The 22,978-nt window shown below is 68.7% G+C and carries 23 protein-coding genes and 1 tRNA gene; 14 read left to right on the forward strand and 10 right to left on the reverse strand.

Going from position 1 to position 22,978, the window contains the following annotated elements:
- Positions 1–512 precede the first annotated feature (512 nt).
- Entirely contained in the window at positions 513–2,771 is a 2,259-nt protein-coding gene (locus tag ACIQPT_RS24025; RefSeq protein WP_401158308.1) for a transglycosylase domain-containing protein, read from the forward strand.
- A 90-nt stretch (positions 2,772–2,861) separates the two neighbouring features.
- Here ACIQPT_RS24025 and ACIQPT_RS24030 read toward each other — a convergent pair whose 3' ends face one another.
- Positions 2,862–3,326 (reverse strand): GatB/YqeY domain-containing protein, encoded by a 465-nt coding sequence (locus ACIQPT_RS24030; protein WP_401158310.1) that lies wholly within the window; start codon positions 3,324–3,326, stop codon positions 2,862–2,864.
- Positions 3,327–3,405: 79 nt separating this feature from the next.
- On the opposite strand from ACIQPT_RS24030, the gene ACIQPT_RS24035 reads away from it, so the two are divergent.
- The 4 genes from ACIQPT_RS24035 to ACIQPT_RS24050 all read left to right on the forward strand — a co-directional run bounded on the left by ACIQPT_RS24035 (position 3,406) and on the right by ACIQPT_RS24050 (position 7,172).
- Positions 3,406–4,344, forward strand: a complete 939-nt coding sequence (locus ACIQPT_RS24035) for a metallophosphoesterase (RefSeq protein ID WP_401158313.1) — start codon at positions 3,406–3,408, stop codon at positions 4,342–4,344.
- Positions 4,345–4,458: 114 nt separating this feature from the next.
- Positions 4,459–5,190: a Pr6Pr family membrane protein gene (locus ACIQPT_RS24040; protein WP_401158316.1), complete on the forward strand. Its 732-nt coding sequence runs from the start codon at positions 4,459–4,461 to the stop codon at positions 5,188–5,190.
- Positions 5,191–5,218: 28 nt separating this feature from the next.
- Positions 5,219–5,292 (forward strand) — tRNA-Pro (locus ACIQPT_RS24045).
- 257 nt (positions 5,293–5,549) lie between these two features.
- Positions 5,550–7,172, forward strand: coding sequence for a PE-PGRS family protein (locus ACIQPT_RS24050; RefSeq protein ID WP_401158317.1), 1,623 nt, complete (start codon positions 5,550–5,552; stop codon positions 7,170–7,172).
- Here the strand turns inward: ACIQPT_RS24050 and ACIQPT_RS24055 are convergent.
- The 4 genes from ACIQPT_RS24055 to ACIQPT_RS24070 all read right to left on the reverse strand — a co-directional run bounded on the left by ACIQPT_RS24055 (position 7,102) and on the right by ACIQPT_RS24070 (position 10,387).
- Positions 7,102–7,944, reverse strand: coding sequence for a PE-PGRS family protein (locus tag ACIQPT_RS24055; RefSeq protein WP_401158319.1), 843 nt, complete (start codon positions 7,942–7,944; stop codon positions 7,102–7,104). The genes ACIQPT_RS24050 and ACIQPT_RS24055 overlap by 71 nt on opposite strands.
- A 158-nt stretch (positions 7,945–8,102) precedes the next feature.
- Positions 8,103–9,632, reverse strand: a complete 1,530-nt coding sequence (locus tag ACIQPT_RS24060) for a LacI family DNA-binding transcriptional regulator (RefSeq protein WP_401158321.1) — start codon at positions 9,630–9,632, stop codon at positions 8,103–8,105.
- Between the two features lie 45 nt (positions 9,633–9,677).
- A complete protein-coding gene (locus ACIQPT_RS24065; RefSeq protein WP_398811329.1) occupies positions 9,678–10,055 on the reverse strand; it encodes a helix-turn-helix domain-containing protein in 378 nt (125 codons plus the stop codon).
- Between the two features lie 74 nt (positions 10,056–10,129).
- Positions 10,130–10,387: a helix-turn-helix domain-containing protein gene (locus tag ACIQPT_RS24070; RefSeq protein ID WP_401158323.1), complete on the reverse strand. Its 258-nt coding sequence runs from the start codon at positions 10,385–10,387 to the stop codon at positions 10,130–10,132.
- 482 nt (positions 10,388–10,869) lie between these two features.
- On the opposite strand from ACIQPT_RS24070, the gene ACIQPT_RS24075 reads away from it, so the two are divergent.
- From ACIQPT_RS24075 to ACIQPT_RS24105, 7 genes are all read left to right on the forward strand, one after another.
- Entirely contained in the window at positions 10,870–11,793 is a 924-nt protein-coding gene (locus tag ACIQPT_RS24075; RefSeq protein ID WP_401158325.1) for a hypothetical protein, read from the forward strand.
- Complete coding sequence (locus ACIQPT_RS24080) at positions 11,790–12,485, forward strand: ATP-binding protein (RefSeq protein ID WP_401158496.1); 696 nt, start codon at positions 11,790–11,792, stop codon at positions 12,483–12,485. The genes ACIQPT_RS24075 and ACIQPT_RS24080 overlap by 4 nt, the downstream gene beginning before the upstream one ends.
- A gap of 80 nt (positions 12,486–12,565) precedes the next feature.
- Positions 12,566–13,867: a hypothetical protein gene (locus tag ACIQPT_RS24085; RefSeq protein ID WP_401158326.1), complete on the forward strand. Its 1,302-nt coding sequence runs from the start codon at positions 12,566–12,568 to the stop codon at positions 13,865–13,867.
- A gap of 48 nt (positions 13,868–13,915) precedes the next feature.
- Positions 13,916–14,362, forward strand: coding sequence for a hypothetical protein (locus tag ACIQPT_RS24090; protein ID WP_275536275.1), 447 nt, complete (start codon positions 13,916–13,918; stop codon positions 14,360–14,362).
- 366 nt (positions 14,363–14,728) lie between these two features.
- Positions 14,729–15,007, forward strand: a complete 279-nt coding sequence (gene mobC, locus ACIQPT_RS24095; protein WP_401158329.1) for a plasmid mobilization relaxosome protein MobC — start codon at positions 14,729–14,731, stop codon at positions 15,005–15,007.
- Between the two features lie 4 nt (positions 15,008–15,011).
- A complete protein-coding gene (locus ACIQPT_RS24100; protein WP_401158330.1) occupies positions 15,012–16,712 on the forward strand; it encodes a mobilization protein in 1,701 nt (566 codons plus the stop codon).
- Between the two features lie 99 nt (positions 16,713–16,811).
- Complete coding sequence (locus ACIQPT_RS24105) at positions 16,812–17,201, forward strand: hypothetical protein (protein WP_401158333.1); 390 nt, start codon at positions 16,812–16,814, stop codon at positions 17,199–17,201.
- 149 nt (positions 17,202–17,350) lie between these two features.
- On the opposite strand, the gene ACIQPT_RS24110 is transcribed toward ACIQPT_RS24105, so the two are convergent.
- The 3 genes from ACIQPT_RS24110 to ACIQPT_RS24120 all read right to left on the reverse strand — a co-directional run bounded on the left by ACIQPT_RS24110 (position 17,351) and on the right by ACIQPT_RS24120 (position 19,375).
- Complete coding sequence (locus tag ACIQPT_RS24110; RefSeq protein WP_401158334.1) at positions 17,351–18,043, reverse strand: hypothetical protein; 693 nt, start codon at positions 18,041–18,043, stop codon at positions 17,351–17,353.
- 97 nt (positions 18,044–18,140) lie between these two features.
- Positions 18,141–18,590, reverse strand: coding sequence for a hypothetical protein (locus ACIQPT_RS24115; protein ID WP_161196385.1), 450 nt, complete (start codon positions 18,588–18,590; stop codon positions 18,141–18,143).
- Between the two features lie 98 nt (positions 18,591–18,688).
- Complete coding sequence (locus ACIQPT_RS24120) at positions 18,689–19,375, reverse strand: DUF317 domain-containing protein (protein WP_401158498.1); 687 nt, start codon at positions 19,373–19,375, stop codon at positions 18,689–18,691.
- Between the two features lie 464 nt (positions 19,376–19,839).
- Between ACIQPT_RS24120 and ACIQPT_RS24125 the strand changes: the two genes are divergently transcribed.
- On the forward strand, positions 19,840–20,508 hold the full coding sequence (locus ACIQPT_RS24125; RefSeq protein WP_401158337.1) for an HAD family hydrolase: 669 nt from the start codon (positions 19,840–19,842) through the stop codon (positions 20,506–20,508).
- The gene (locus ACIQPT_RS24130) at positions 20,505–21,377 is read left to right on the forward strand and encodes a DUF1932 domain-containing protein (protein ID WP_401158339.1); all 873 of its coding nucleotides are present in this window, start codon (positions 20,505–20,507) and stop codon (positions 21,375–21,377) included. The genes ACIQPT_RS24125 and ACIQPT_RS24130 overlap by 4 nt, the downstream gene beginning before the upstream one ends.
- On the opposite strand, the gene ACIQPT_RS24135 is transcribed toward ACIQPT_RS24130, so the two are convergent.
- Positions 21,353–21,904, reverse strand: a complete 552-nt coding sequence (locus ACIQPT_RS24135; RefSeq protein ID WP_401158341.1) for a guanylate kinase — start codon at positions 21,902–21,904, stop codon at positions 21,353–21,355. The genes ACIQPT_RS24130 and ACIQPT_RS24135 overlap by 25 nt on opposite strands.
- Complete coding sequence (locus ACIQPT_RS24140) at positions 21,904–22,941, reverse strand: AAA family ATPase (RefSeq protein WP_179894485.1); 1,038 nt, start codon at positions 22,939–22,941, stop codon at positions 21,904–21,906. Before ACIQPT_RS24140 ends, ACIQPT_RS24135 begins: the two co-directional genes overlap by 1 nt.
- Positions 22,942–22,978 lie beyond the last annotated feature (37 nt).

Below are 22,978 nucleotides of genomic sequence, written 5' to 3' on the forward strand. Positions count from 1 at the left end.
CGGCGGTAGCGGCATATTCACCGCTGCCAGTTGAGGACGTTACGGAAGGTGGGGACAGCACAACACCCCCTTCGGGCCCAATCTTGAATGGTCCGAACGGACTATGCGTATGCGGCAGATCACCCAGGGGAGTGAGCCGAGGACATACGCGACCATCCCCACGAAAAGAGGACAGTGCACTCAAGTTGCAGGGGACTTCTCGCGACATACGGGGCGATTTCGGGAGCGCCTCGCTGTGTGCGTGAAGGGCCATGCGGTTGCGCGTCGGCCGGGTGAAGAATGACCAGAAGACGCGCATGGGACGGCAGGGGGCTTGATACGGAACCGGACTGCTGTGACAGTTGGGAGCAGCTTAGGCCAAGGCCTGTCCGTCTGTCCGGCGAATGGGAACGTAGCCGCATGCGCCCGCGCGCCCGCCCGGATGTCGCCGGATGTCACGGTCCGGTACGCGAACGCTCCGGGAGACCCCCGCTCCTGCGACACGTTCATCACTACGGATTAGGCTGCCCCCTATGCCAAAGAAGCGCTCGGGCGGGGGTCTCACCACGACCCAGCAGGCCGCCAAGTTCCTCGGTGTCGCCGCGCTCTCCGGAGCTGTCCTGGCAGGCATCGCGCTGCCCGCAGCCGGAGCGCTGGGGCTCGCCGCCAAGGGGACGGTCGAAGGATTCGACGAGATCCCCTCCAACCTCAAGACTCCACCGCTCAGTCAGCGGACCACGATCCAGGACCGCGACGGCGGAACCATCGCCACCGTGTACTCCCGCGACCGCACGGTCGTCCCGCTCAAGGACATCTCGCCGTACATGCAGGACGCGATCATCGCGATCGAGGACTCCCGCTTCTACGAGCACGGCGCGGTCGACCTCAAGGGCATCCTGCGCGCGATGAACCGCAACGTACAGGCGGGCGGGGCCGCGCAGGGCGCGTCGACCCTCACCCAGCAGTACGTGAAGAACGTCTTCGTCGAGGAGGCGGGCGACGACCCGGAGAAGGTCGCCGAGGCCACGCAGCAGACGCTCGGCCGCAAGGTCCGCGAGCTGAAGTACGCGATCCAGGTCGAGGAGGAGCTCGGCAAGAAGAAGATCCTGGAGAACTACCTCAACATCACGTTCTTCGGGCAGCAGGCGTACGGCATCGAGGCCGCGTCCCAGCGCTACTTCTCCAAGCGCGCCAAGGACCTCAAGCTGGAGGAGGCCGCGCTGCTCGCCGGCATCGTCCAGTCGCCGAGCCGCTACGACCCGGTCAACGACACGGAGGAAGCGACCAAGCGCCGCAACACCGTGCTGGCGCGGATGGCCGCGGTCAAGACCATCTCGCAGGCCGAGGCCGACAAGGCCATGAAGGCGCCCATCGAGCTGAAGGTCTCCCGGCCGAAGAACGGCTGCATCACCGCCGTCAGCGGCTCCGGCTTCTTCTGCGACTACGTCCGCAAGACGATCCTCACCGACCCCGCCTTCGGCAAGACCGACGAGGACCGGGCCAAGCTCTGGAACCTCGGCGGTCTGACCATCCGGACGACGCTGGACCCGCGCGCGCAGAAGGCGGCCAACGAGGCCGCCACCGCGAAGGTCAACAAGGACGACAAGTTCGCGGCGTCCGTGGTGCAGGTCCGGCCGGGCAGCGGCAAGATCCTCTCCATGGGCCAGTCCCGCCCGTACGGCCTGGACCAGAAGCAGAACGAGACCGTGCTCAACCTGTCCGTCAGCAACAAGATGGGCGGCTCCACGTACGGCTTCCAGGTCGGCTCGACGTTCAAGCCGTTCACCGCGGCGGCGGCGCTGGAGAAGGGCATCAGCCCGGCGACGACGTTCTCGACGGACTGGAAGATGACGCTCAAGGAGCGGGACTTCCGGAACTGCACCGGCTCCCCCGCCGGTTACGCGGACTGGCCCCTGCAGAACGAGCTGGAGTCCGAAAAGGGCACCTGGGACATGACGAGCGCGCTCGGCAAGTCCATCAACACCTACTTCGCACTGCTGGAGCAGAAGGCCGGCCTCTGCGAGACCGTGGAGATGGCCAAGAAGGTCGGCTACGAGCGCGGCGACGGCAAGAAGGTCGTCGAGAACCCGTCGATCACCCTGGGCAGTGAGGTGAGCACCCCGCTCTCCATGGCCAGCGCCTACGCCACGTTCGCCAACCGGGGAACGTACTGCACGCCGATCGCCATCGAGTCCATCAAGGACCCGCAGGGCAAGCAGATCCCCGTGCCGAAGACGTCCTGTTCGCGGGCGATGAGCGAGAAGACCGCGGACACGATCAACCAGATGCTCAAGGGCGTCGTGGAGGACGGCACCGGTACGCAGGCCGGACTCAGCGACCGGGACAACGCGGGCAAGACCGGCACGACCAACGACCGCAAGGACGCCTGGTTCGTCGGGTACACGCCGAACCTCTCCACCGCGGTGTGGGTCGGTGACGACATCGGCGAGAAGAGCTCGATGTTCAACGTCACCATCGGCGGCCAGTACTACGACAAGGTCTGCGGCGGCTGCCTGCCCGGCCCGATCTGGCGCATCGCGATGACCGGAGCGCTGGACGCGGCCGAGACCCCCGGGTTCAACCCGGTCGCCGTCCCCCGGGGCAAGGAGAAGAAGGACAAGGACAAGGACAAGGAGAAGGGCGACCGCGACCGGGACCGCGACCGCGGCGACGAGGACCGCGAGGACGGCAAGCCCGGCGGCGACGGCAACCGGTTCCCCGACATCCCGCTCCCGGACGGCGTGATCGGCGGAGCGGGCGGTGGCGGCGGGCGAGGCCAGAACGGCCCCTGACCCGTACCCGTACAGATAGTGGAAAAGGGTGGGCGCCCCGGTCATCGATCGACCGGGGCGCCCACCCTTCTGTTCTGCTCCCCGCGTGCCTCAGCCGGCGAGGATCTTCTTCACCGCGGCGGCGACCCGGCCGCCCTCGGCGAGCCCGGCGACCTTCGGGTTGACGATCTTCATGACGGCGCCCATCGCACGCGGCCCCTCGGCCCCGGCGGCCTTCGCCTCCTCGACGGCGGACGCCACGATCGCGTTCAGCTCGTCGTCGGAGAGCTGCTTGGGCAGATAGCCGTCGAGCAGCTCGCCCTCCGCCTTCTCCCGCTCGGCCTGCTCGGTCCGGCCGCCCTGGGCGAAGGCCTCGGCCGCCTCACGGCGCTTCTTCGCCTCCTTGGCGATCACCTTCTGCACCTCGTCGTCGGAGAGCTCGCGCGCCGACTTGCCGCTGACCTCTTCCTTGGTGATCGCGGTGAGGGTGAGCCGAAGGGTGGACGAGGTCAGCTCGTCACGCGCCTTCATGGCCGTGTGGAGGTCTTCCTTGAGCTTGGACTTGAGCGTGGTCATGCCGCGATTGTGACAGGTGCGGGGCCCGGGCCGCCCACCGGTTTTCCGCTCACGGTGCCGCTTCTGCGACGATGGGCACATGCGCGCACGCTACGGAGTACCCCTGAAAGTCACGGCAGTCGGCGCGGCCGTCGGCGCCGCCGGACTCGCCTACGCCGCCGGATTCGAGGCCCGCTCGTTCCGACTGCGACGGGTCACCGTTCCCGTACTCCCGCACGGGGCACGCCCGTTGCGCGTGCTCCAGGTCTCCGACATCCACATGGTGAGCGGTCAGCGCAAGAAGCGCGCCTGGCTCCAGTCACTGGCGGGCCTGCGCCCGGACTTCGTGGTCAACACGGGCGACAACCTCTCCGACCCGGAGGCCGTGCCCGAGGTGCTCGACGCGCTCGGCCCGCTGATGGAGTTCCCGGGGGTGTACGTCTTCGGCTCCAACGACTACTACGGCCCCAAGCTGCGCAACCCGGCCCGCTACCTCCTGGAGAAGGTCCAGGGCAAGCACGGCCTCAACGGCAACGAGCCCGCGGTCGGCGTCGTCCACAACCCGTGGGAGCCGATGCGCGACGCCTTCGACGAGGCGGGCTGGCTGGACCTGTCGAACGCGCGGGGCCGCCTCAAGCTCGACGGCATGGAGCTGGCGTTCACCGGCCTGGACGACCCGCACATCAAGCGGGACCGGTACGCCGAGGTCCAGGGCGGCCCGGAAACCGGCGCCGACCTCTCCATCGGCGTGGTCCACGCCCCGTACCTGCGCTCCCTGGACGCCTTCACGGCCGACGGCTACCCGCTGATCCTGGCCGGTCACACGCACGGCGGCCAGCTCTGCATCCCGTTCTACGGGGCACTAGTCACCAACTGCGACCTGGACACCGACCGGGTCAAGGGCCTGTCCACCCACACGGCAGGAGCCCACCGCTCCTACCTCCACGTCTCCGCCGGCTGCGGCACCAACCGCTACACCCCGGTCCGCTTCGCGTGCCCGCCCGAGGTCACGCTGCTGACGCTGACCCCGAAGGCCTGACCGGGGCGGGGCCCCTTCCGCGCGGCGGGCACAGGCGGACGCGGCGGGGTTGAGGCCCCGAGTGCGGCGGACGACGAATCGCGGGGGTCTTCCCACCCGCTTACGGTACGAATCATGACCGCGCCCCGGGCCGCCCTGCTCCCCCGCCCCCGGGCGGCAGAGGTGCTCCCGGACCCCACCGGGCCCCGCCGCCCCTGGGCCGCGGCCCTGCGCGCCCCGGCCTGCGGGGCAGCGGCCGCGGGCCCGGCCGTCGCCCTGGCGACCGGGTACGCGCCACCGACGCTGATCCACTTCACGGTCCTGGCGAACCTCCTGGTCGCGGGAGCCTTCGGCTGGTCGGCCGTACGCTCCTGGCGAGGCGGTCCGCCGCTGTCGCCGCGCCTGTCGGGCGGGGTGCTGCTGCTCGCCGCGATCACCGGGCTGATGCACCACCTGGTGCTGGTGAACTACGGCTCCGGCTCCCCCACACCCGCCGCGACCCTCCTGCTCCACACGGTCACCCCCCTGGCCGTCGCCGCGGACTGGCTCCTGCTGACCGCACCCCGGACCCTGCGCCTGGCCCACATCCCGCTCTGGCTCCTGGCTCCCCTGGCCTACCTGGGCCTCACCCTGACCCGCGGAGCCCTGCTCTCCCCCGGCACCCCGGCCCGCTACCCGTACCCGTTCCTCGACGTCGACACGTACGGCTACGCCGGCGCCCTCACCCAGTCCCTCGCCCTCGGCCTGCTCTTCGCCGCCCTGGGCGTCCTGATCACCGCCGTGGACCACCTCCGGCCGAACGTGGCGGGGTGGTTCCAGCACCGGAGAAACCGGATTTCGCCTCCGGCCGCCGGTGGGCTAAAGTAATCGATGTCGCCGGGAGTCCGGTGGACATCGGGGTGTAGCGCAGCTTGGCAGCGCGCTTCGTTCGGGACGAAGAGGTCGTGGGTTCAAATCCCGCCACCCCGACAGCTGAAACAGCAGGTCAGGCCCGGTTCTGAGAGATCAGAGCCGGGCCCGATTTGCTTTGCGACCCGGTTTTGGGAGCCGTTTGGGAGCCAACTGGGTGTGATCTTGGAGATCCGGCTCCCGGTGGCTCCCCGAGGAGCGGCCTTCTGCCTCCACTCGGCGCGGGCGTACGCATCGCGCCCCGGATCATTCACCCCACGGCTTGTGCCGAGCAGACCCAAGACGGTACGACGATTGCCATGCACCCTTGGTCTCCGTTGAATGACCGGCAGCTCGCACTCCTCACCCGCATCGGGGGCGGCACCGACCCCGTCACGTCGGACAGCCCCGAGCTCGCCGTCACGGCTCGCGCACTCAGGGACCGGGGCTTGGTGACCATGCCCAGGAAGAAGGGGAGGTGGCAGGCGGAGATCACTGACGCGGGGCGCTTCTACCTGGAGCACGGGCATCATCCCGATCGTCCGGAGCTGGCTCCACGCAAGGCTCGCGCAGCGGGGTCTGAAGCCGAGGTGTCGACGGCCTCTGGTCCGTCGCAGGGTGCCGATCTCCCGACCGAGAAGAAGCCTGCTCCGAAACGGGCTGTGAAACCTCCGCGTCCGTCGCCGGCGGCTGTCGGGCCGGCGCTCATCGCGCAAGTGCAGGAAGCCGGACGATTCCTTCGGATCCCGAACCCCAGCGAGGCGGAACGGGCTCGGTATCGCCGAGCGTTCGACGCGGCGCGGCAGTGCGCTCCGGAGGGGTACCACCTGAAGTACAGCGGGCGGGCGAAGGGTGACTTCTTCCTTGGCCTGCTCCGGGTGTCAGGCGAGGACGACACCGAGTGGAACCGGATCCGTCTGGCGCGCAGCCGTGTGATCACCGACATCGAGGACGTGCTCGCTGCGGTCACCAAGGACCACAGCGCCTTCGAGATCTCCGAGGAGGTATTGCCGAGGGCGCTCGCACTGATCCGGCTCCTCGCCGATCAGGCACTCGCGCGGTACGGCGAGATCGCGGTGTCCAAAAAGCGCAGGCAACCCAGACCACTGCTCACCGTCCACGGCAGGACGTACGAGATCGGCTTCCGTGAGCGGCAGAAGCAGGTCCGGTACGTCCCCAAGCAGCCGGGCCGACGGACGTACGACTGGCAGCGGGTCACGCCGGCACACAAGTTCGAGCCGTCCGGCGAACTGGAGCTGCTGGTCAGCGAGAACTCGGGGTACAGCTACAGCTACGGCTGGAAGAAGGAGTGGGCCGACACGGCCAAGAAGCCGTTGGAGGAGCAGATCGCCTCAATCTTCCGGGCGTTGAAGGCGCGCGCGGAGGAGCAGGAGCGGGCCCGGTTGGAGCGAGAGGCGGAGCAGCGGCGTCTGCGAGAGGAGCGTGAGCGCCAGGAGGCCGAGCGTCGGCGGCTGGCGGCGGAGCGTGAGGAGCGTGAGCTGCGGGAATGGGAGGCCACGATCAGTGCGGCTTCGGTCAAGGCGGTTCACGCGGTACGGGCCGAGCAATTCGGCACGGCCCTTGAACAGTGGCGGGCCGCGGGTGAGATCCGGGCGTTCTGCGGCGCGCTGGATGAAATCGCCGCCGCGTCGGAAGATGTCCTCGAAGCTGAGAGGCTGCGTGAGTGGTCAGCGTGGGGGAACGCGGAGGCGGATCAGCTCGACCCCACGACGAACGGCAAGGGTCTGGGCGCCCGCGACTTCAACGCGGAGCCGACGAAGAAGCAGCTGCGACCGTTCCTCGACGGCTGGCACCCGGACCGGCCTGAGAAGGAGAAGCCCCAGGCTCAGCCAACGCCTCCGAAGCCGGAGCCAGACCCGTGGCGCGGCGTCATCGACGCACATCAGGATCAAGGGTGGCGATATGGGCGCCAAGGTCGCGCTCAATGGTGGAGGCGATGACGCCGTGACCTCGGTCGCGTAGGGCCTTTGCCGCCTTCTCGACGAGTTCTCCGAGCCGGATGACCTCGGCACGCAGGGCGACCAGCTCGTCGTAGCGGTCAGCCTTGTCTTCTCCGCACCAGGCCCGGACGGTTCGCAGGACGGCCGACTCCGCGTCCAGCTTCCGGTCGTCCCGTCGGCTGTAGGAATACCAGGAGGACTGGGCACGCTCCTGCTCGATGCCCCGCTGCTTGCGGTCCACCTCCGGAAGGATCTCGTCGGCGAGGCGGCCGGCGACCTGACGGACGACGCGCTCGGTGACCGGCCACCCGGCCAGGCACAAGCCGTGGCGGTTCTCATAGACCATGGCGTCGCCGCGGAGTTCAGCGGCGTCCAAGCCGATGAGCAGTGCTGTCTCATCGAGGCGGCTCAGCTCCAGTACCCCGGCGTCAGCCACGGTTCGGCGCAGGCGCAGCCTGTTCTTCGGACGGACGAATCCGAGGATCATGCGGGCGGCCTCGAAATCCGTGCTGCCCCGGACGTGGCGCGAGGACTCCGCCAGCGCCAACTCCGCTGCGTCGTCCGCGCGGAACGTATCAACATCTGCCCACGGTGCTACGAGAGAGCCGGAACTGACCCACTCCTGCAGGCCAGCAGCATCACCTTCGAGGAACCGCACGTGGACCCAGCCAGACCTGCCGGGGCCGCCCACGCGAACAACCTCCACATGGAGGACCTCGCTGGCCAGGTCCTTCGGCCTCGCGCGGTACGCCCAGTGCTCGTCAATCTCCATGTGCCTATTGAGCCAGGTCTGCTGGCCCTCTCACCGGGCGTTTGCCATAACCTCCGGAGCGAGGTGACCTCCAGAAGGTTGACGCTGCTCCCGCAAGGCGGTGCCAGAGACGGCTGTGCCTCCGGCGGTGACCGCCGGAGGCACAGCCGTATTCACCGCTAGGACTCCACGGGCTGACGTGATTCCCTGCGCGCACGTAGGACATCGCCGAGTACGCGCACTGGTGACGTGGGGCTCATCGCCAAGCGAGCGTCGAGTGCCGTCTCCCACTGCTCGGTCAGTCCGAGCATGAGGCGCATGCGCATCCCGGGGGTGACGTGGGCATAGCGCGCCGAAACGGATCCGTCGATGTGGCCCATGCGGTCGTCCATGAGGACCTTCTCGGTACCGAGATCCTCCATCACCGTACGGTGGGTGTGGCGGAGGCCGTGGGGTGTGAGGCCCTTGGCGATCGGTAGCCAGCAGGCGTCGGCCCGGTCGCTGGCGCCGCGCCCTCGGGCAGGGACTCCGGGCCACGGCTCGCTGAGCAGCGGTACGGGGCGAGGTAGCTGCGGTGCCTTCTTCGGGTACCAGCCGGAGACAGCCGGCGTGAACAGCCACGTCCCGAATCCGTTTCGGCGCCAGTGGGCTGCGTGCTGCGCCACCGCGCCGCCCCGCACGAAGCCCAGGTCCGCGATGGCCTGCTCCACCTTCGCCCGCTTGGCTTCGGTCACGCGGTCGGAGTGGTTGAGGACGTTGGAGACGGTGCCTGTGGAAACCTCGGCGCGGCGCGCGACGTCGACGAGCTTCGCACCGTGGTGGCCACCGGTGCGGGCCGTGCCCTGGCCCCGGAAGACGTAGGTCCTGCCGTGGCACGGGCAGGGTTTCGGCTTCGTGCGGGCGACGTGGTTGGCGACCAGGGCCGAAAGCCAGTCCATCGCGTCGATGGTGCGGTAGCTGTCGTCCTTGGGCGGGCAGCGCACCAGCTCGCCGGTGTCCAGCTCGTACAGCTGCCACTCGACGCGGAAGGCGCCTGGGCGTACGAACTCCGTTTCCAGGCCGACGATTTCACCCCAGCGCATGCCGGTGTAGCCCTTGAGGACGACGGCGACGAACTCGTCGTCGCGGCCAGAGAGCAGGGCGGCGCGCTCGGCGGTCAGCAGGATGCCGAGCGGATCGGTGACGACCTTCTCCGGGCCGCGGTCGCGGGAACGGCCGGCGCGCTTGCCGCGCCCGCGGCGTCGGGCGGCCGGGTTGGACGTGATCAAGCCCTCGTCGATCGCGTCCTCGAAGATCAGATGGAGCGTCGAGCGCCAGGTCTTGACGCTGGAGGCCGCGTAGACGGCCTTCTCCTTCTTCTCCCACAGGTCGACGTCCGTGCGCAGGATGCCGGCGAGCGCCTTGTCCTCGAAGTCTGGGAGGAGGTGCTCCTCGATGTGGCGCTTGTAGTTCTGCATGGTCGAGGCGGCCAGGTCCTGGGCCTCGTACCAGCGGTTCGCGTACTCGCCGAAGGTCTCCTGGCCGAGTGCCGGGTCGCGCCAGTCGCCGCGCCGGTACTTGTTTTCGGCCTCGCTCGCGGCGCGCTGGGCCTCGCCCTTGGTGGCGAACCGGATCGCCTTGCCGGTGTCGTCGACGACCGTGAGGTGCTTGCCGGGCGCGGTTTTGTACCGGCCGCGCCAGTAGTTTCCGCGTTTCTCCGCGAAACCCAAGTTCCTTCTTCCTCTGCTCTCGGCTTGTGACTGGGCGCGGGCGCACTACGCGACGGTCTCGTACTGGGTGCGGCGCGGCGGTCGGGCCCGCAGACGCCCTGGCGTCGGGGCCGTAGTCGACTCAGGAGGCCGGGCGGCACGAGTTCGCGAGGGAGGGCTTGTCGCTGCCCGACTCGTCGGCGCGCTGCTTACGGATCGCTTCGGGCGCTCTTCGTGGAGGCAGACGATCTCGGCAAGGTGCGCGCCGGTGAACCGGTAGGCGCGGCCGACTCGGGTGTGCGGGATGAGTCCGCGTCGGGCCCGGTCCTTGACCCACCAGGCGGAGCAGCCGAGGACTTCGGCGACTTCTTCGGGGCGGTAGAGACGAGGCAAGGGGGCTCCGCCCTCCGTGCCGGGAAGGTGTCGTACGAGGGCAGGGGGTATGTCGGAGTGGCGCAAGAAGGGCGGGTCCTTACTGGGTGGGGGCGTGCTCGGTCAGCGGTGTTGAGCGGTCCTCGTCACGTGGCGGTCGGCCTCTGCGGCAGCATGGGAGGCGAGACGGGAAGGGCTTCGGCGATCACGACGAGGCCGTCGGCATCACATCCCCGTTGGGCGCGTTCGATGCGGGACAGCATGGTGTAGGAAATCGGGTGGCCGTGGGCGGTCACCCGGCCAGCCAACTGCCATTGTGAAAAGCTTTGTTCTGCGCGGAGGATTCCGATGGTGCGGGCCGCCTGCATGTCAGCGGATCCGACTTCCAATGAGCGTGCGGGCATGACTCCAATTGAAAGGTCCGATCGCCGGTTTTGGTAACCGGCGATCGTCGGCTATGTTGCGCTCGCGCGGTTCGCCGCGAAGTGGGTCGCAAGGGACCGGAAGCGGCTTGGAGCGGGGTGTCGGTCAGGGATCTGACGTGGGATGTTGTGTTGTAGCTTCCTCGTCGGCGGCGAGTCAACGGCTTGCCGATGTGATGCTTCTGGCTCTGCGGTCCGGGCAACTATTTGGTCAACAGCGGATCGCGCCTTAAGGTTTTGCTCCCGCCCGCCACACAGCCCCATTTCCACAGCCTTTCTGCCGTGAGAGATAGGGCCGGATAGGACTGGACTTGCGCAACGGGGGTGTGGCTATGTTGACGACACCCCCGGAAAAGCAATCGCTTCTCTGCGCGCGTCCGCGCCAATACCCCCTCGAATCCCGCCCGACCGACGGTGAGCCGTGCTGTCCACGCACAGGCCACCGAGTAAGGACGTCCCCGCACTTGGCACGAATCCGCACCATCAAGCCCGAAGCCTTCGTCTCCGAGTCCTTGGCCGCCGTCTCCCTGACCGCCGAGCGCACATTCCTCGGCCTGCTCACCCAGGCCGACGACCAGGGCCGACACCGCGACCACGCCGCGATCATCGCCGGACAGTTGTGGGTCCTGCGCCCGGAGCACACCCCGTCCGAAGTCGAGACGGACCTCGCCCAGCTCGCCGACGCCGGGCTGATCTGCCGCTACAAGGCGCCGGATCACAAGCGGTACCTGCACATCGTCACCTGGGGCCTCCATCAGAAGATCAACCGGCCCAGCAAGAGCCGCCTCCCTGCATGCCCGCATCACGAGGTTCCGGCCGGAGTCACACCGAGCCCAGCCGAGACCGGATTCAGGGAGCCCTCACTGCCGTCTCACGGAGCCCTCCGCGAGGGCACAAGGGGAATGCGCGAGCCCGCAGCGAATCCGGGTACCGCTTGCGAAACCACAGGTCAGGACGGATTTGTGGAGGGCTCCATGAGGACTCATGGAGCCCTCCCGGAGCCGTCGGTGAACCCTCACTGCCCGGATCTAGGACCTAGGACCATGGATCTAGGAGATACCCCTTCGGGGGGCGCAAGCGCCCACGCGCCCGACACCGTCTCGGCCAAGCAGCTCCTCGGCGAGTACATCGCGGCGTGCAACCACCGCCCGCCGGACGCCTTCCTGAACCATCTGGGCGGACAGGTGCGCAAGCTGCTCGACGAGGGCATCGCCCCCGCCCACCTCCGGGCCGCCCTCGAACGCCACCGGGCCAAGGGGCTGTCCCCGAGCGTCCTGCCCAGCCTCGTCCACGAGGTCATGAACGCCGCCTCCCCCGCCACACCCGCCGCCCACCGGGCATGGACGAACCCCACGGACGTCGTCGCCGCCTACGGAGATGAACTCTGACCGCTACCCTCGCCCGCGCACCCCAGCGCGTCGGCCCGCTCGCCAACCGGCTCAACACGATCCTCGCCAACCGCGGCATCGACCCCGCCGCTGCCGCCCAGGAGCCGGCGCCCGAGACCGTCACCGCCCTGGAACTCGCCGACGCCCGCATCCCCGCCCGCTACCGCCGCGCCCTGGCTGACCACCCCGAGATCGCCACGTGGGCCGACCAGATCGCCCGCGCCGGGCGCCCCGGCCCGAGCGGACCAGGCATCGCCGAGGGCCCGTCGCTGCTGATCGCCGGCCCCACCGGCACTGGCAAGACCCACCAGGCATACGGCGCCGTACGCGCCCTACTCACCCGAGGCGTCCGCCTGCGCTGGGAGGCCACCACCTCCGCCGACCTGCACGCGCGGCTCCGTCCCCGTGTCGGCCACGACGGCGAACGGGAGCTCCAGACGCTGTCCCGCAGCCCGCTGCTGCTCCTGGACGACCTCGGTGCGGCCAAGACCAGCGAGTGGACCGAGGAGCTGACCTATCGGCTGATCAACCACCGGTACGAGCACATGCTCCCCACCCTCATCACCACCAACCTCCTGACCGCCGAGTTGCGCATCGCGCTCGGCGACCGCGTCACCTCCCGTCTCGCCGAGATGACCGAGCGGGTCATCCTCACCGGCCCCGACCGACGCCGCACCGCGCCCGCCACCTGACATGTACTCGCCCCCACCGCCCTGCCCGCCCTCGCTTCCGCCTGCCCTCAAACGCGCAGGCCCCTTTGGAGAGCCTCTGCATGCCCCCTGGCACCACCACCCTCATCAGCGCCGAAAGCACCGGCATCCCCGTCCTGCCGCACTGGATCCCCGCGCCTGCGGCCATCGCGGTCCTGCTCATCACCCTCGCGCTGGTCACTCGATGGCTGTGGCCGCGCGCCCGCAAGCTAGGCGGCGGAAGGCGGCCTAGCAGCGCCGCCGTCCGGGTCGCCGCCGTCGCCGCGATCGGCTGCACCGCCTACAGCGCGGACACCAGCTGGCGCTTCGCCGCCGACTACCTCGGCATGGGCAGCACCGTCGAGCGCGCCTCCATTTTCGCAGTCGCTGAACTGGCCTTGTTCGCAATGGCATTGATGGCACGCCAGAACCTGAAGGGCCCCAGGCAGGCGCCCGGACCGCCGGGCGTCCTGGTATGGGTGATCACCGGAGGCCAGATCATCCCCGCCTACGCCGAGTCCGGTCCCGTAGGCGGCACGGTCCGCGCCCTGATCGGCCCGGTCATGGCCGCAGTCCTCTGGCACCTGGCCATGGGAATCGAGCTACGCCACCACACCCCCGAGGCCGCCTCACGCAGCCTGCCCGCAATCCTCGGCCGACAGGCACGCGAGCGACTGCTGGCACGCCTCGGCATCCACGACCAAGACGCCGATGCCGCACGACTCATCCGCGAACGCGCCCTGAGCCGGGCCGTCACATTGATCCTCCGCATCGAAGCGATGCCCGAAGCGAAGCGCAACAAGGGACGTGGCCGGCGTGCGACTCGGCGCCTGCACGAAGCGCTGGAGAAGGCCGACGTCGACGGTGATCTCCGCCAGGACGAACTGCTGCTGCGAAAACTCGGGACCCGACAGCAGGCCACACGGTTGGCCTCGCTCCCGCTGCCCGAACGGTGGGAGACGCCCGGAGACCGAGTCAGCCAGCCCCGCCCTGCCGCGGCGAAGCGGGCAAGGCCCGAGCGCCCGGATGGCGTACCGAATCCGGGCGACCAAGGCGTACACCGGTCGGACCGCCCGGAATTCATCGTCCGCCCTCAATCCGCTACTGATGGGGGCACGGACGTGAGCGCGGGCAGAGACGCGGGTGCCGAGCCTGGCGGGAAGCCGGAGCCGGTACGCCCGGGTCGCAAGCCCGACCTGCCGCGGGATGCCCTCATCGCGTACGCGGAGCGCATCTACCGCGAGACGGGGCGCCTCTCGCGTGACTCCCTCAAGGCAGCCGTCCGCGCCGACGGCCACCAGGTCGGCACGGACCTGGCCCAGAGCATCGTCAACACGGTCAAGGCCGAGCAACAGGACTCAGTCCGTACCGGCCACCCCCACTGAACTCTCCCTCGCACCTCTAACCACCCACCGCTGAAAGGCCCTTCCGCCATGCCCCGTTCGACCACGCCCGCCTGGGACTGCCACAACTGGTCCTGCCCCATCTGCACCGCGCCTGAGCGCGACGAGATGACCCTGCTGCGCTGCGCCATCCTCACTCTGCTGGAGCAGGGACGATGGATGGCTCAGGACGAGATCTCCCTTCCCGACATCCTCTCTGCCGGCGGCCACTACCTGAGCCGACTCAGGATCGGCCCCCTCGGCCAGATCAATGAAGACACCCCGGTGCCCGCCATCGAGCAGTGGGCCTGGCTTGAGGCCGAGCTGCGCCTGGTTGTCGCCCGCGCCGCCGGACTGGATGCCGTCAGCACCCTCGACCCGCGCATCAATGGCGCCCTAGCCTCCGCGGCTTGCCTCCCGGAGCGGCGCCTGGTGGATCTGCTCGACCTCGCAGCCGAGCAGTTCGCCGAGCTCAACACACAACCGCGCGCCGCCTGACCCAACACCCCCGCAACCTCGACACAAGGACATCGCGTCGTGCGCGATCACTACCCCGAATTCCCCATCGTCCAAGAGCAGATGGTCACCACTCCCGTCACACGCGCAGCAAGTTGTCGGGTAAGGAGTCCTTACCCGGCCTCCGCCCCCTCCGGGGCGGAGGCATCCGGCGCCGGGGCGGCACCGGAGTCGGTCGGCCCAGGGGGGCCGACCGAGGCTGGGGGTGCCGAACCGTCGCCGAGCGCGCCGCAGCAGCGTACGCCGCGTCGCCGTCTGCGTGACCAGCAGCTGCGCGAGCGCCGCGTCCATCCCCGCTACAACGACGACGAGTTCGCCCTCGTCCAGGGCGCCTCTGCCCTGAGTGGCATGGCGCCTGGTGGCTATGTGGCTGAGTGCTCGCTCGCTGCCGCCCGCGCCGATGACCCCACTGCGGCGGTGGCCGACTACCGCGCCATGGTCAAGGTGCTCATGACCGCCAACGGGCAACTCGGAAAGGTCGGCAGCAACCTCAACCAGCTCACCCACCACCTCAACAAGGACGGCGCCTGGCCCCACCCTGCCGCCGTCCAACAGCTCCTGGACCATATTGAGGCGTCCATCACCCAGCTGGACGCCGCCATCGCCCAGGTCACTGAAGGGCGGTGAGCGGGTGATACCCAAGATCATCCTTGGCTCGGGCCCGAAAGCCGCAGGCCGCACGATCGGCTACCTCTTCGGCAAGGGCCGGGCGAACGAGCACACCGACCCGCACCTGGTGGCGTCCTGGAACGGCTTCGCCCCCGACCCCGGCCGCAGCCCTCACCGCGACCCCGAAGCGGTCGAGCGGCAGCTCGTCGCCCAACTCGACCAGCCCGTGAAAATGCTGGGCGACAAAGCACCCAAGGACACCGTGTGGCACTGCCCCGTCCGGGCCGCACCCGAAGATCCGGTCCTCACCGACGCGCAGTGGGCGGACATCGCCCGCCGGATGGTGGCCGCCGCCGGCATCGCCCCCGAAGGGGACGATGAAGCCTGCCGCTGGGTGGCCGTCCGCCACGCCGAGGACCACATCCACATCGCCGCCACCCTCGTACGCCAGGACGGCCGCCGTCCCGAGCGCGGCTACGACCAGCGCGCCGTCCAGCGCGAGGCCCGCAAGATCGAAGTCGACTACGGGCTCAGGCGGCTGAAGCAGGGCGACGGCACCGGCGCCAAACGTCCCACCAGCAAGGAGCACTTCAAGGCCAAGCGCCTGGGCCAGGACGCCACCACCCGCGATGCCCTGCGCCTGCGGGTGCGCCGCGCGGTCGCCGCCGCGTCCGACGAAGCCGAGTTCTTCTCCCTGCTGGAAGCCACCGGCGTGACCGTGCGCCTCAAGCTCGGCCCTTCCGGCGACGCGCTCGGCTGTAACTTCGCCATGCCCAACGACACCAACGACCACGGCCAACCGGTGTTCTACGCGGGCTCCACCCTCGCCCCCGACCTGTCCCTGCCCAAGATCCGCAAAAGCCTCGCCACCACCAGCCCCGAACCGGTCCCTGCCTGGCCAGGTAACCCGTGGCACCAGGCCACCGCCGCCACCGAACGCATCCCCCGCCATCTCACCCATGGCGACGACCCGACCGCCCAAGGCCAACTGGTCGCGCTCGGCGCCACGCTGGATCTACTCCCGATCGCCGCGCCGGCCGCGCTGAGGTCCGAACTCGAACAGGCCGCCGTCGCCTTCGAGCGCGCCACCCGCTCCCATATCGCAGCCGACCTCGACAGCGCCCGCGTCCTGCGCCGCAGCGTCCAAGCGATCTGGCGTGAGCAGCCCTCGGACGGCGACGGAGCCGGGTTCGCGATGCTCCTGGACACCGTGCTCACGGCGGTGGCGTTCGCCATGCACTGGCACCGCACACACCAGCACGCCCAGCAAGAAGCAGCAGCCGAACAGGCCCTCGTCCACCTGCAGATCGCGTGCGGCCGGGTCGCCGAGCCTGTCCTGACGGGACTCGCGCAACGCGCTCCGAGCCTCCAGATGAAGCACCGCTTCGCCTACCACCTCCAGCAGGCGGTCCCCGAGTACGCCGAGCGCATCCTGGGCGACCCTGCCTGGGACGCGCTGGCCGCCGTGCTCGCCGAAGCGGAGGCAGCCGGGCACAACGCGACCGTCGTCCTCGACCAGGCGCTTGGCCAGCGCACCCTGGACGACGCCAACAACCCCGCCCGCGCCCTGACCTGGCGCGTCCGTCGCCTTGGAGAGCGCCACGCCCCCGGACCCCGAGCCCAGGCGGCCAAGGCCCGCAGCACCGCACAGCGACCCGGTGTAACGGTGCATCCCGCGGCCGCCGTGCCGCTCCAGCAGCGGTCGCCAGCGCATCGCCGCTGACCAAAGCGGGCGCAACATAGACGACATTCGCCGGTTAGCCCAACCGGCGGTCGTCCGGAGACTTGATGCCTCAACTCCCGCTCCGGAAGGAACCCCTGTATGGCCCAGACCGACATCCGGCCCCGTGCCGTCGTCCTCCTCACCGACGTAGACACTTCCCGCCGCGACGAACCCGGTCACCTGTATCACCACGACGGGCGCCCGTTCACCACCGCCGAGTACGACCTGCTCTGCACCTGCACCCGGGCGGAGATAGACATCGCGGTCGCGCACATGCAGCCAGTGGGCGACTGGATGAGTGAACGCCACACGATCCAGAAGGCCCTTATCGGCCTGTACATGAAGTACGCATACCAATTCACCGACGCCTCCCCGGACAGCGTCTACGACCTCATGACCGACGAGGACTACGCGAAGTTCGAGCGCCTGGCCGAAATCCTCAGTCCCGGCGATGCCGTCGAAGAGCTCGCCGGACACGAACAGGACTGACCGGCCACAGGCCAAGGGGCGGCTCTTCAAGACTCCGTCTGCTTGAACAGCACCCTCAGGGCCACGTGCCCATCCACGTGGGCCCCGGCCCCGCACACGCCGCAGGCCCGACCGGAATCTCCGGTCGGGCCTGCGGCTTTCCTACCCAATCAGTGAGCCCCGCGGGCTTTCGACACCGCCCTCTCCACGTGGGCATCGACGAGCGCGGAGGAGCCCGAGACCACCGCAACCACCCTGCCCACACGAACGGCTGTCTGCTTGACGACGCTGCTCCGTCCGCCGGCGGTGAAGGTGAGCTGCTGACTCCACCGCTCCTCGCCCAGCCGGACCTCGGCAAGCACCTTCCGGGTCGTAATCGTGACGGAGGAACTGCCGAGGCGCACCTGGTACGTGCGGCACGAAGTCATCGCCTCGAAGATCCGGCCCACGCCGTCGGAGAGCCTCTGCTCGGTGTCGCTGTACAGCTCCTCGGCCACCTCGGAGTCGCTGCCGCCCGTGTAGGTGAAGGACGCCTTCGCCCTGCGTGGGAAGTCGAGGCTGCCACCGACCGCGGCCTGGTCGCCGAGCTTCTCCAGCGCCGGGCAGCCGGTCACCGTGACGGCGTCGTGCCGCTTGGGCTGTTCCGGCTTACGGATGTAGCCCTCGCCCAGGTCGCCCTCGTCGAGGAGGCGCTTGCTCAGCGCGGCCGAGGACAGCGGCCTGGGCACAGAGGCATCCTTGCCCTCTGGGCGCACAGGGGCGGAAGCGGTCGGGGAGTCAGCGGAGGTGCTGCCGCTGGAACAGCCGGCCAGGGCCAGGACGGTGAGGGCGCTCAGGCCCAGGGTGGTGTTGTGAAGGCGCATGCGATACCCCAGAGTTGCTGCGGAATGGACGGTCTGACCAGGCCGGTCCTCCGGGCACCGGTGATACGGAGAAGTGGGGCGAGGGGTTTCGCGGAGGTCAGTGGCCGAGGTGGCGCAGGCCGTCCTCCAGGGTGGGGTGCCAGCGGTCGGCCGGACCGGAGTTGCGGTTGTACCAGGCGGTGTCCAGGCCGGTCTCCTTCGTCTCGTGGCCGGCCCGGCAGCGCAGCCATACCGAGTCGTCACGCAGGTTGAAGATGATCCAGTTGCGGTACGCGCCACACGCGGGGCACTGACGGACCTCGCCGTCGATGACGAGCGGGGAGTCCCAGCGCATCATGAACCCCTCGACGTCCTTGCGGGATGGCGCCCGAAAGTCCGGCGGCAGGAAGTCGAGCTCCACCGCCGTGTCCGGTGTGGCTGGGACCGCAGCGGCGACCAGGCCGGGATCGGTGGGCCACGGCTGCTGGGCGGGCATGGCCAGCATCGCCTGGGATGCGTGCTGGGCTTCGCGGAAGGCACGGTCGGCGCGAGCACGGCGTCGGAACATGAACTCTCCATCTCTGCCAACTGGCAGGCAAGGGGGAACGGCGCCACTTGGGAAATGGGCGTCGAGCGGCACCACAGCCGCTCCAGGAGCGTGGGTCGTCAGCTGTGGCGGATGACGCTGAGCCGGTCCACGGCGCTCTCGGGAAAAGTGCGGCGAGCCACCGGGACCTGGGAGGCGAGCGAGGCAGCAAACGAGGCCACCAAGTCATGGGGGACGCTGGCGCTGAAACTGGCGCACCACAGATACGGCTCCCCCGGAGCGGGTTCCGCCCACGCCTGCCAGCCGACCAGGTCGGGGCGCGGGTCGGCATCCTCGATGAGCGGCGGCAACACCTCCAGGGACATGCTGCAGGAAAAGCCGGGGGCCATGGCGGTAGTCCCGGGCCGGTCCGCATCCCTGTACCAGCCCCGTGCGGCGAGTGCGTTCAGGACCGTCTCGGGCCCCTCGCCCACGCCATCAGGCGCCTCGCGGGCGTCGATCACGACAAGGAGATCGGCGAGCGCCTCGTATGGGACGCCCGCGGTGAAGTACGCATTCCACTCCGTCATCGCGGAGGCGGCATGAGGGCGGGCAGACAACTGCCAGGCAACGGGCAGTCCGCCCAAGGAGAACGGGTAGGCCGCGAGGATCCACTCGGCGCCGCACAGCCCGTCCGGGCTCACAAACAGCAGGGTGTTACGAGAGGTCGGCCACGTACGCCAACCGAGGCCCACCAAGGTGTCGCCGATCTGCTCGGCCAGAGCGCCGTCATCACCGGCCAGGTGGCGCGGAGTGACCCAGTACACCGGGTCCGACGCGCCGGGGCGGAAGAGATCGTTGAAGTGGTGCGGGTACAGGGGCGCCTCCGTGTACTCGGGGAAGAATGCTCGGCTGGGTGTCGTACGTTGACATGCCTTGCCGTAGCGCACCAGTCATTTCGGTGGAATTCATGTCTGCCCCTGGCGAAATGGTGAAAAGTGAACAGATTTGCCCCGCTAGGTGGTCCGCCTCCACCGCGCCCCGGGCTGGTCGGTGTCGGTTCCACGTAGGACGGCGGGCCCGCGTTGGAGTGCTTGCGCATCGCGCACGTGCAGCTCGGCCTCACCGTCTCGCACAAAGACGCCCAGTCGTGTCCCCCGGGCGGTTCGGTCTTCGCGGGTGCGCGCGCTGAAGCGCACCAATGGACCCTCCGGATGCGCAACCTCAGAATCACCACCGTGAAGTCCCCTCATCAGTAGCCGCGCATCCGTTCCGGCTAAGGTCGTCACCTATGCAGCGGCTGGTGCTCTTCGATCTCGACAACACCCTGATCGACAGGAACGGCGCCATCCACGATTGGGCTGTTCAGTTCGCCGCTCGGCACTCCCTCGCTGACGACGCCGCTACGCAGTTGGTCGAGTTGGTCCAGGAACGAGCGTTCCCAGTCACCTTCGAAACCATACGGGCGCAGTACCGTCTCCAGCCCTCCGCGAAGACGCTGTGGAGGCAGTACTGCTCCGGCATCGCGGCAGCGGTCAGGTGTCCTAAGAGGGTACTCGCGGGCCTGGATGCCCTACGAGCCACCGGCTGGCGAGTGGGTGTCGCCACCAACGGAGCCACCGACATTCAGAACGCCAAACTCCAGGCAACCGGTCTGATCGATCGCATCGATGGCGTCTGCGTCTCGGAGTCCGTCGGGGCACAAAAGCCCGCACCCGCCGTCTTCGAGGCGGCAGCCGTAGCGTGCGGCTCCCTTACTTCCCAAGGTGGCTGGATGGTGGGCGACAACCCGGAGACCGACATCGACGGAGGCCGTCGAGCGGGCCTACGCACGATCTGGATCCCCAACGGGCGGGCCTGGCCCAGCCGGCTCGCCGCACCTGATCATTGCGTACCCGACGCGGAGACGGCCATCGCGCTGCTGCTGGCCAATGACTGTTCGAGGAGTGTGACTACGTGAAGTCCGATATCGCTGCGGTGGGGCTGCTGCATCCGGGCAGCATGGGTGCGGCCTTCGCAGCTCAGCTCCGCGCCCAAGGCACGACCGTCCTCTGGTGTCCTGTCGGCCGCAGCGACGCGTCCCGGCAGCGTGCGGAACTCGCGGGTATGGAAGCAGTCGACGATCTCGGACAGCTTCTACGGCGCGTCGGCCTGGTCATCTCCTTGTGCCCGCCGGCAGCGGCCGAGGAGGTCGCAGCTGAGGTGGCCAAGCACGGTTTCCGCGACAGGACGTACGTCGAGGCCAACGCGATCACTCCGCAGAGGGTCCGGGCTGTGGCCGCCTGCCTGCCTGACGCAGCTGTTCTCGACGGTTCTGTCGTCGGGTCTCCTCCGGTCGGGGGAAAGCAGCCGACGCTCTACCTTTCCGGCCCCCCGCGGCACGTCGCGCTGGTTGCCGACCTCTTCGAGGGGACCGATGTGCAAACACGCTCCCTGGGGAATGAGATCGGGCAGGCTTCCGCTCTGAAGCTCGCGTACTCCAGCTACCAGAAGGCGTCCCGCGTCCTGGCCGCCGTGGCGTACGGGGTGGCCGACGCGAACGGCGTCGCGGACGAACTCCTGCAGATCGCCGCCAAGCGGACCGGCAGCTATCTGACGGAGACGGACTACATCCCCAAGACTGCCGCCCGCGCCTGGCGGTGGGCGCCGGAACTGGAAGACGCCGCAGACCTGCTCGCCGAGTCGGGGCTGCCGGACCACTTCATGCGGGAGATTGCCGCTGTCCTTCACCGTTGGGATGAGGTCCACGACGGGTCCGTCACCGTCTCCCGTGCTCTCGAACTGCTGTGTTCAGCGGACGATCGTCACACAGACGCGCGTACAAGCTGATCAATCAGGGCAGCCCCGTCCGCAGGCGAGGAGACTTCGGTGTCCACGCGGAGATCCCAGGGAAGATGACCATTGATGGCGAGGTCCTGCTCCGTCGCGTCCCAGGCAGCCAGTCGAGCCTCCGTATCGCGATCACCTCGCCCCTTCGAGCGGACAGCCGTGGCCTCCCGAGAGCACGACACCAGCACCGTCGACCAAGCGGCAGGATAGTTGGCGGTCACCGCTTCGATGCCCGCGACCTGGCCGAGATGGAGGACTGGAATGCGCCCGCCTTCCATGGCCAGCCCGAGTCCCGGACGGTCGACAACGTAGGTGTTCCCATAACGGTCGTTGCGGTAGATAACGTCACCTCGTCCGTCCAGCTCCGCCAACTGGGCGGGCGTGCCCATTCGGTAGCCCTCCGACTTCCCGCTGCCGATTTTGAGCCGGCTGAAGAGGGCGTAGCGTGAGTCGAGCTGGACGAGAGCCGCCGTCACGGTGTCCTTGCCGGCGGCAGGCGGTCCGTACAGCAGGATTCCCTGGTTCATCAGAACACCGTCCCCAGTACCTGTCGCACCTGGTCAGTGAGGGATATCGCCGCACCGAGGCGGTTGTCCACCACCAAGTGATCGACGACAGGACGTAGTTCGACGTCCACGGTCTTCACGTACTCGTCCCAGTGCTGAAGCTTCCAGCTGTCGCGGGCGGCAGACCGGAAGCCGATGTACTCGCGCATCGTCTCCACATCGCACTTGATCCAGACTATGGAGACGCTGACTCCTCGGGCCTCGCACCGATTGGTCAGCCGCTGGATCCACCGGGCATCCATCACCTCTGAGATGAACGGTGCTGTCAGCACCGTGCTGATGGAACAGTCGATGTTGGCGTAGGCGGTCTCCAGCAGGCACTGGTACTCGAGAGGCCGCACCTGCTCACGGTAGATCTCGGAATGCCGGTCGTTGGGCTCGCTGCCCATCTCCACCAGAAGTCGCTCGACCAAGGGACGCGTGATCGGGTCCTTGTCGAGGACGGGCCATCCCGTGAGCTGGGAGATGAAGCGCGAGAACTCCGACTTCCCGCTGCCTGCGAAGCCGCCGACGATGAACAGAGACGGGCGATGAGGATCTCCGCCCGTGTGCCGACGCTTCCACGCGTCGATGATCCGCTGCTGAACGTCGAGCTCTCCGGAGACATCCGTTCCTGGCGTGATCTGAGAAAGTGCCCGCTCGACAGCGAGGACGTGGGCCCCGTTGCGAGACTCCGCCGACGGCGTGAGGTCCAGGTGCGTGGCCTCGTCGGGCAAGGGGTGGCGGAACCCGAGCTCGGGTTCCGTACCGCGGTACAGAAGGCAGTACGCACGTCGGTAGTGCGGCCCCGGGTACACCTCGCCCTGCTCGTGCTGCCAGAGTGTCTGGAAGTTGGCAGCGGGCACCGCGATGGCAGCCCGCGTCGCCACTTCCCGCAATCGCTCGCCGGCACGCTCGAGGGTCAATCCGTGTGCCTCGCGCACCTCACGGAGCTTGTCCGGGCGCCATCCCGCACGGCTCCTCGCCACGTCAGTTACCGCCTGCCCATCGGTCAACATGATCGGGACTGTAAGTCTGCCCTGTGCGAAGTCGTGT

This window comes from Streptomyces sp. NPDC091289 (assembly GCF_044757365.1).
Lineage (GTDB): Bacteria > Actinomycetota > Actinomycetes > Streptomycetales > Streptomycetaceae > Streptomyces.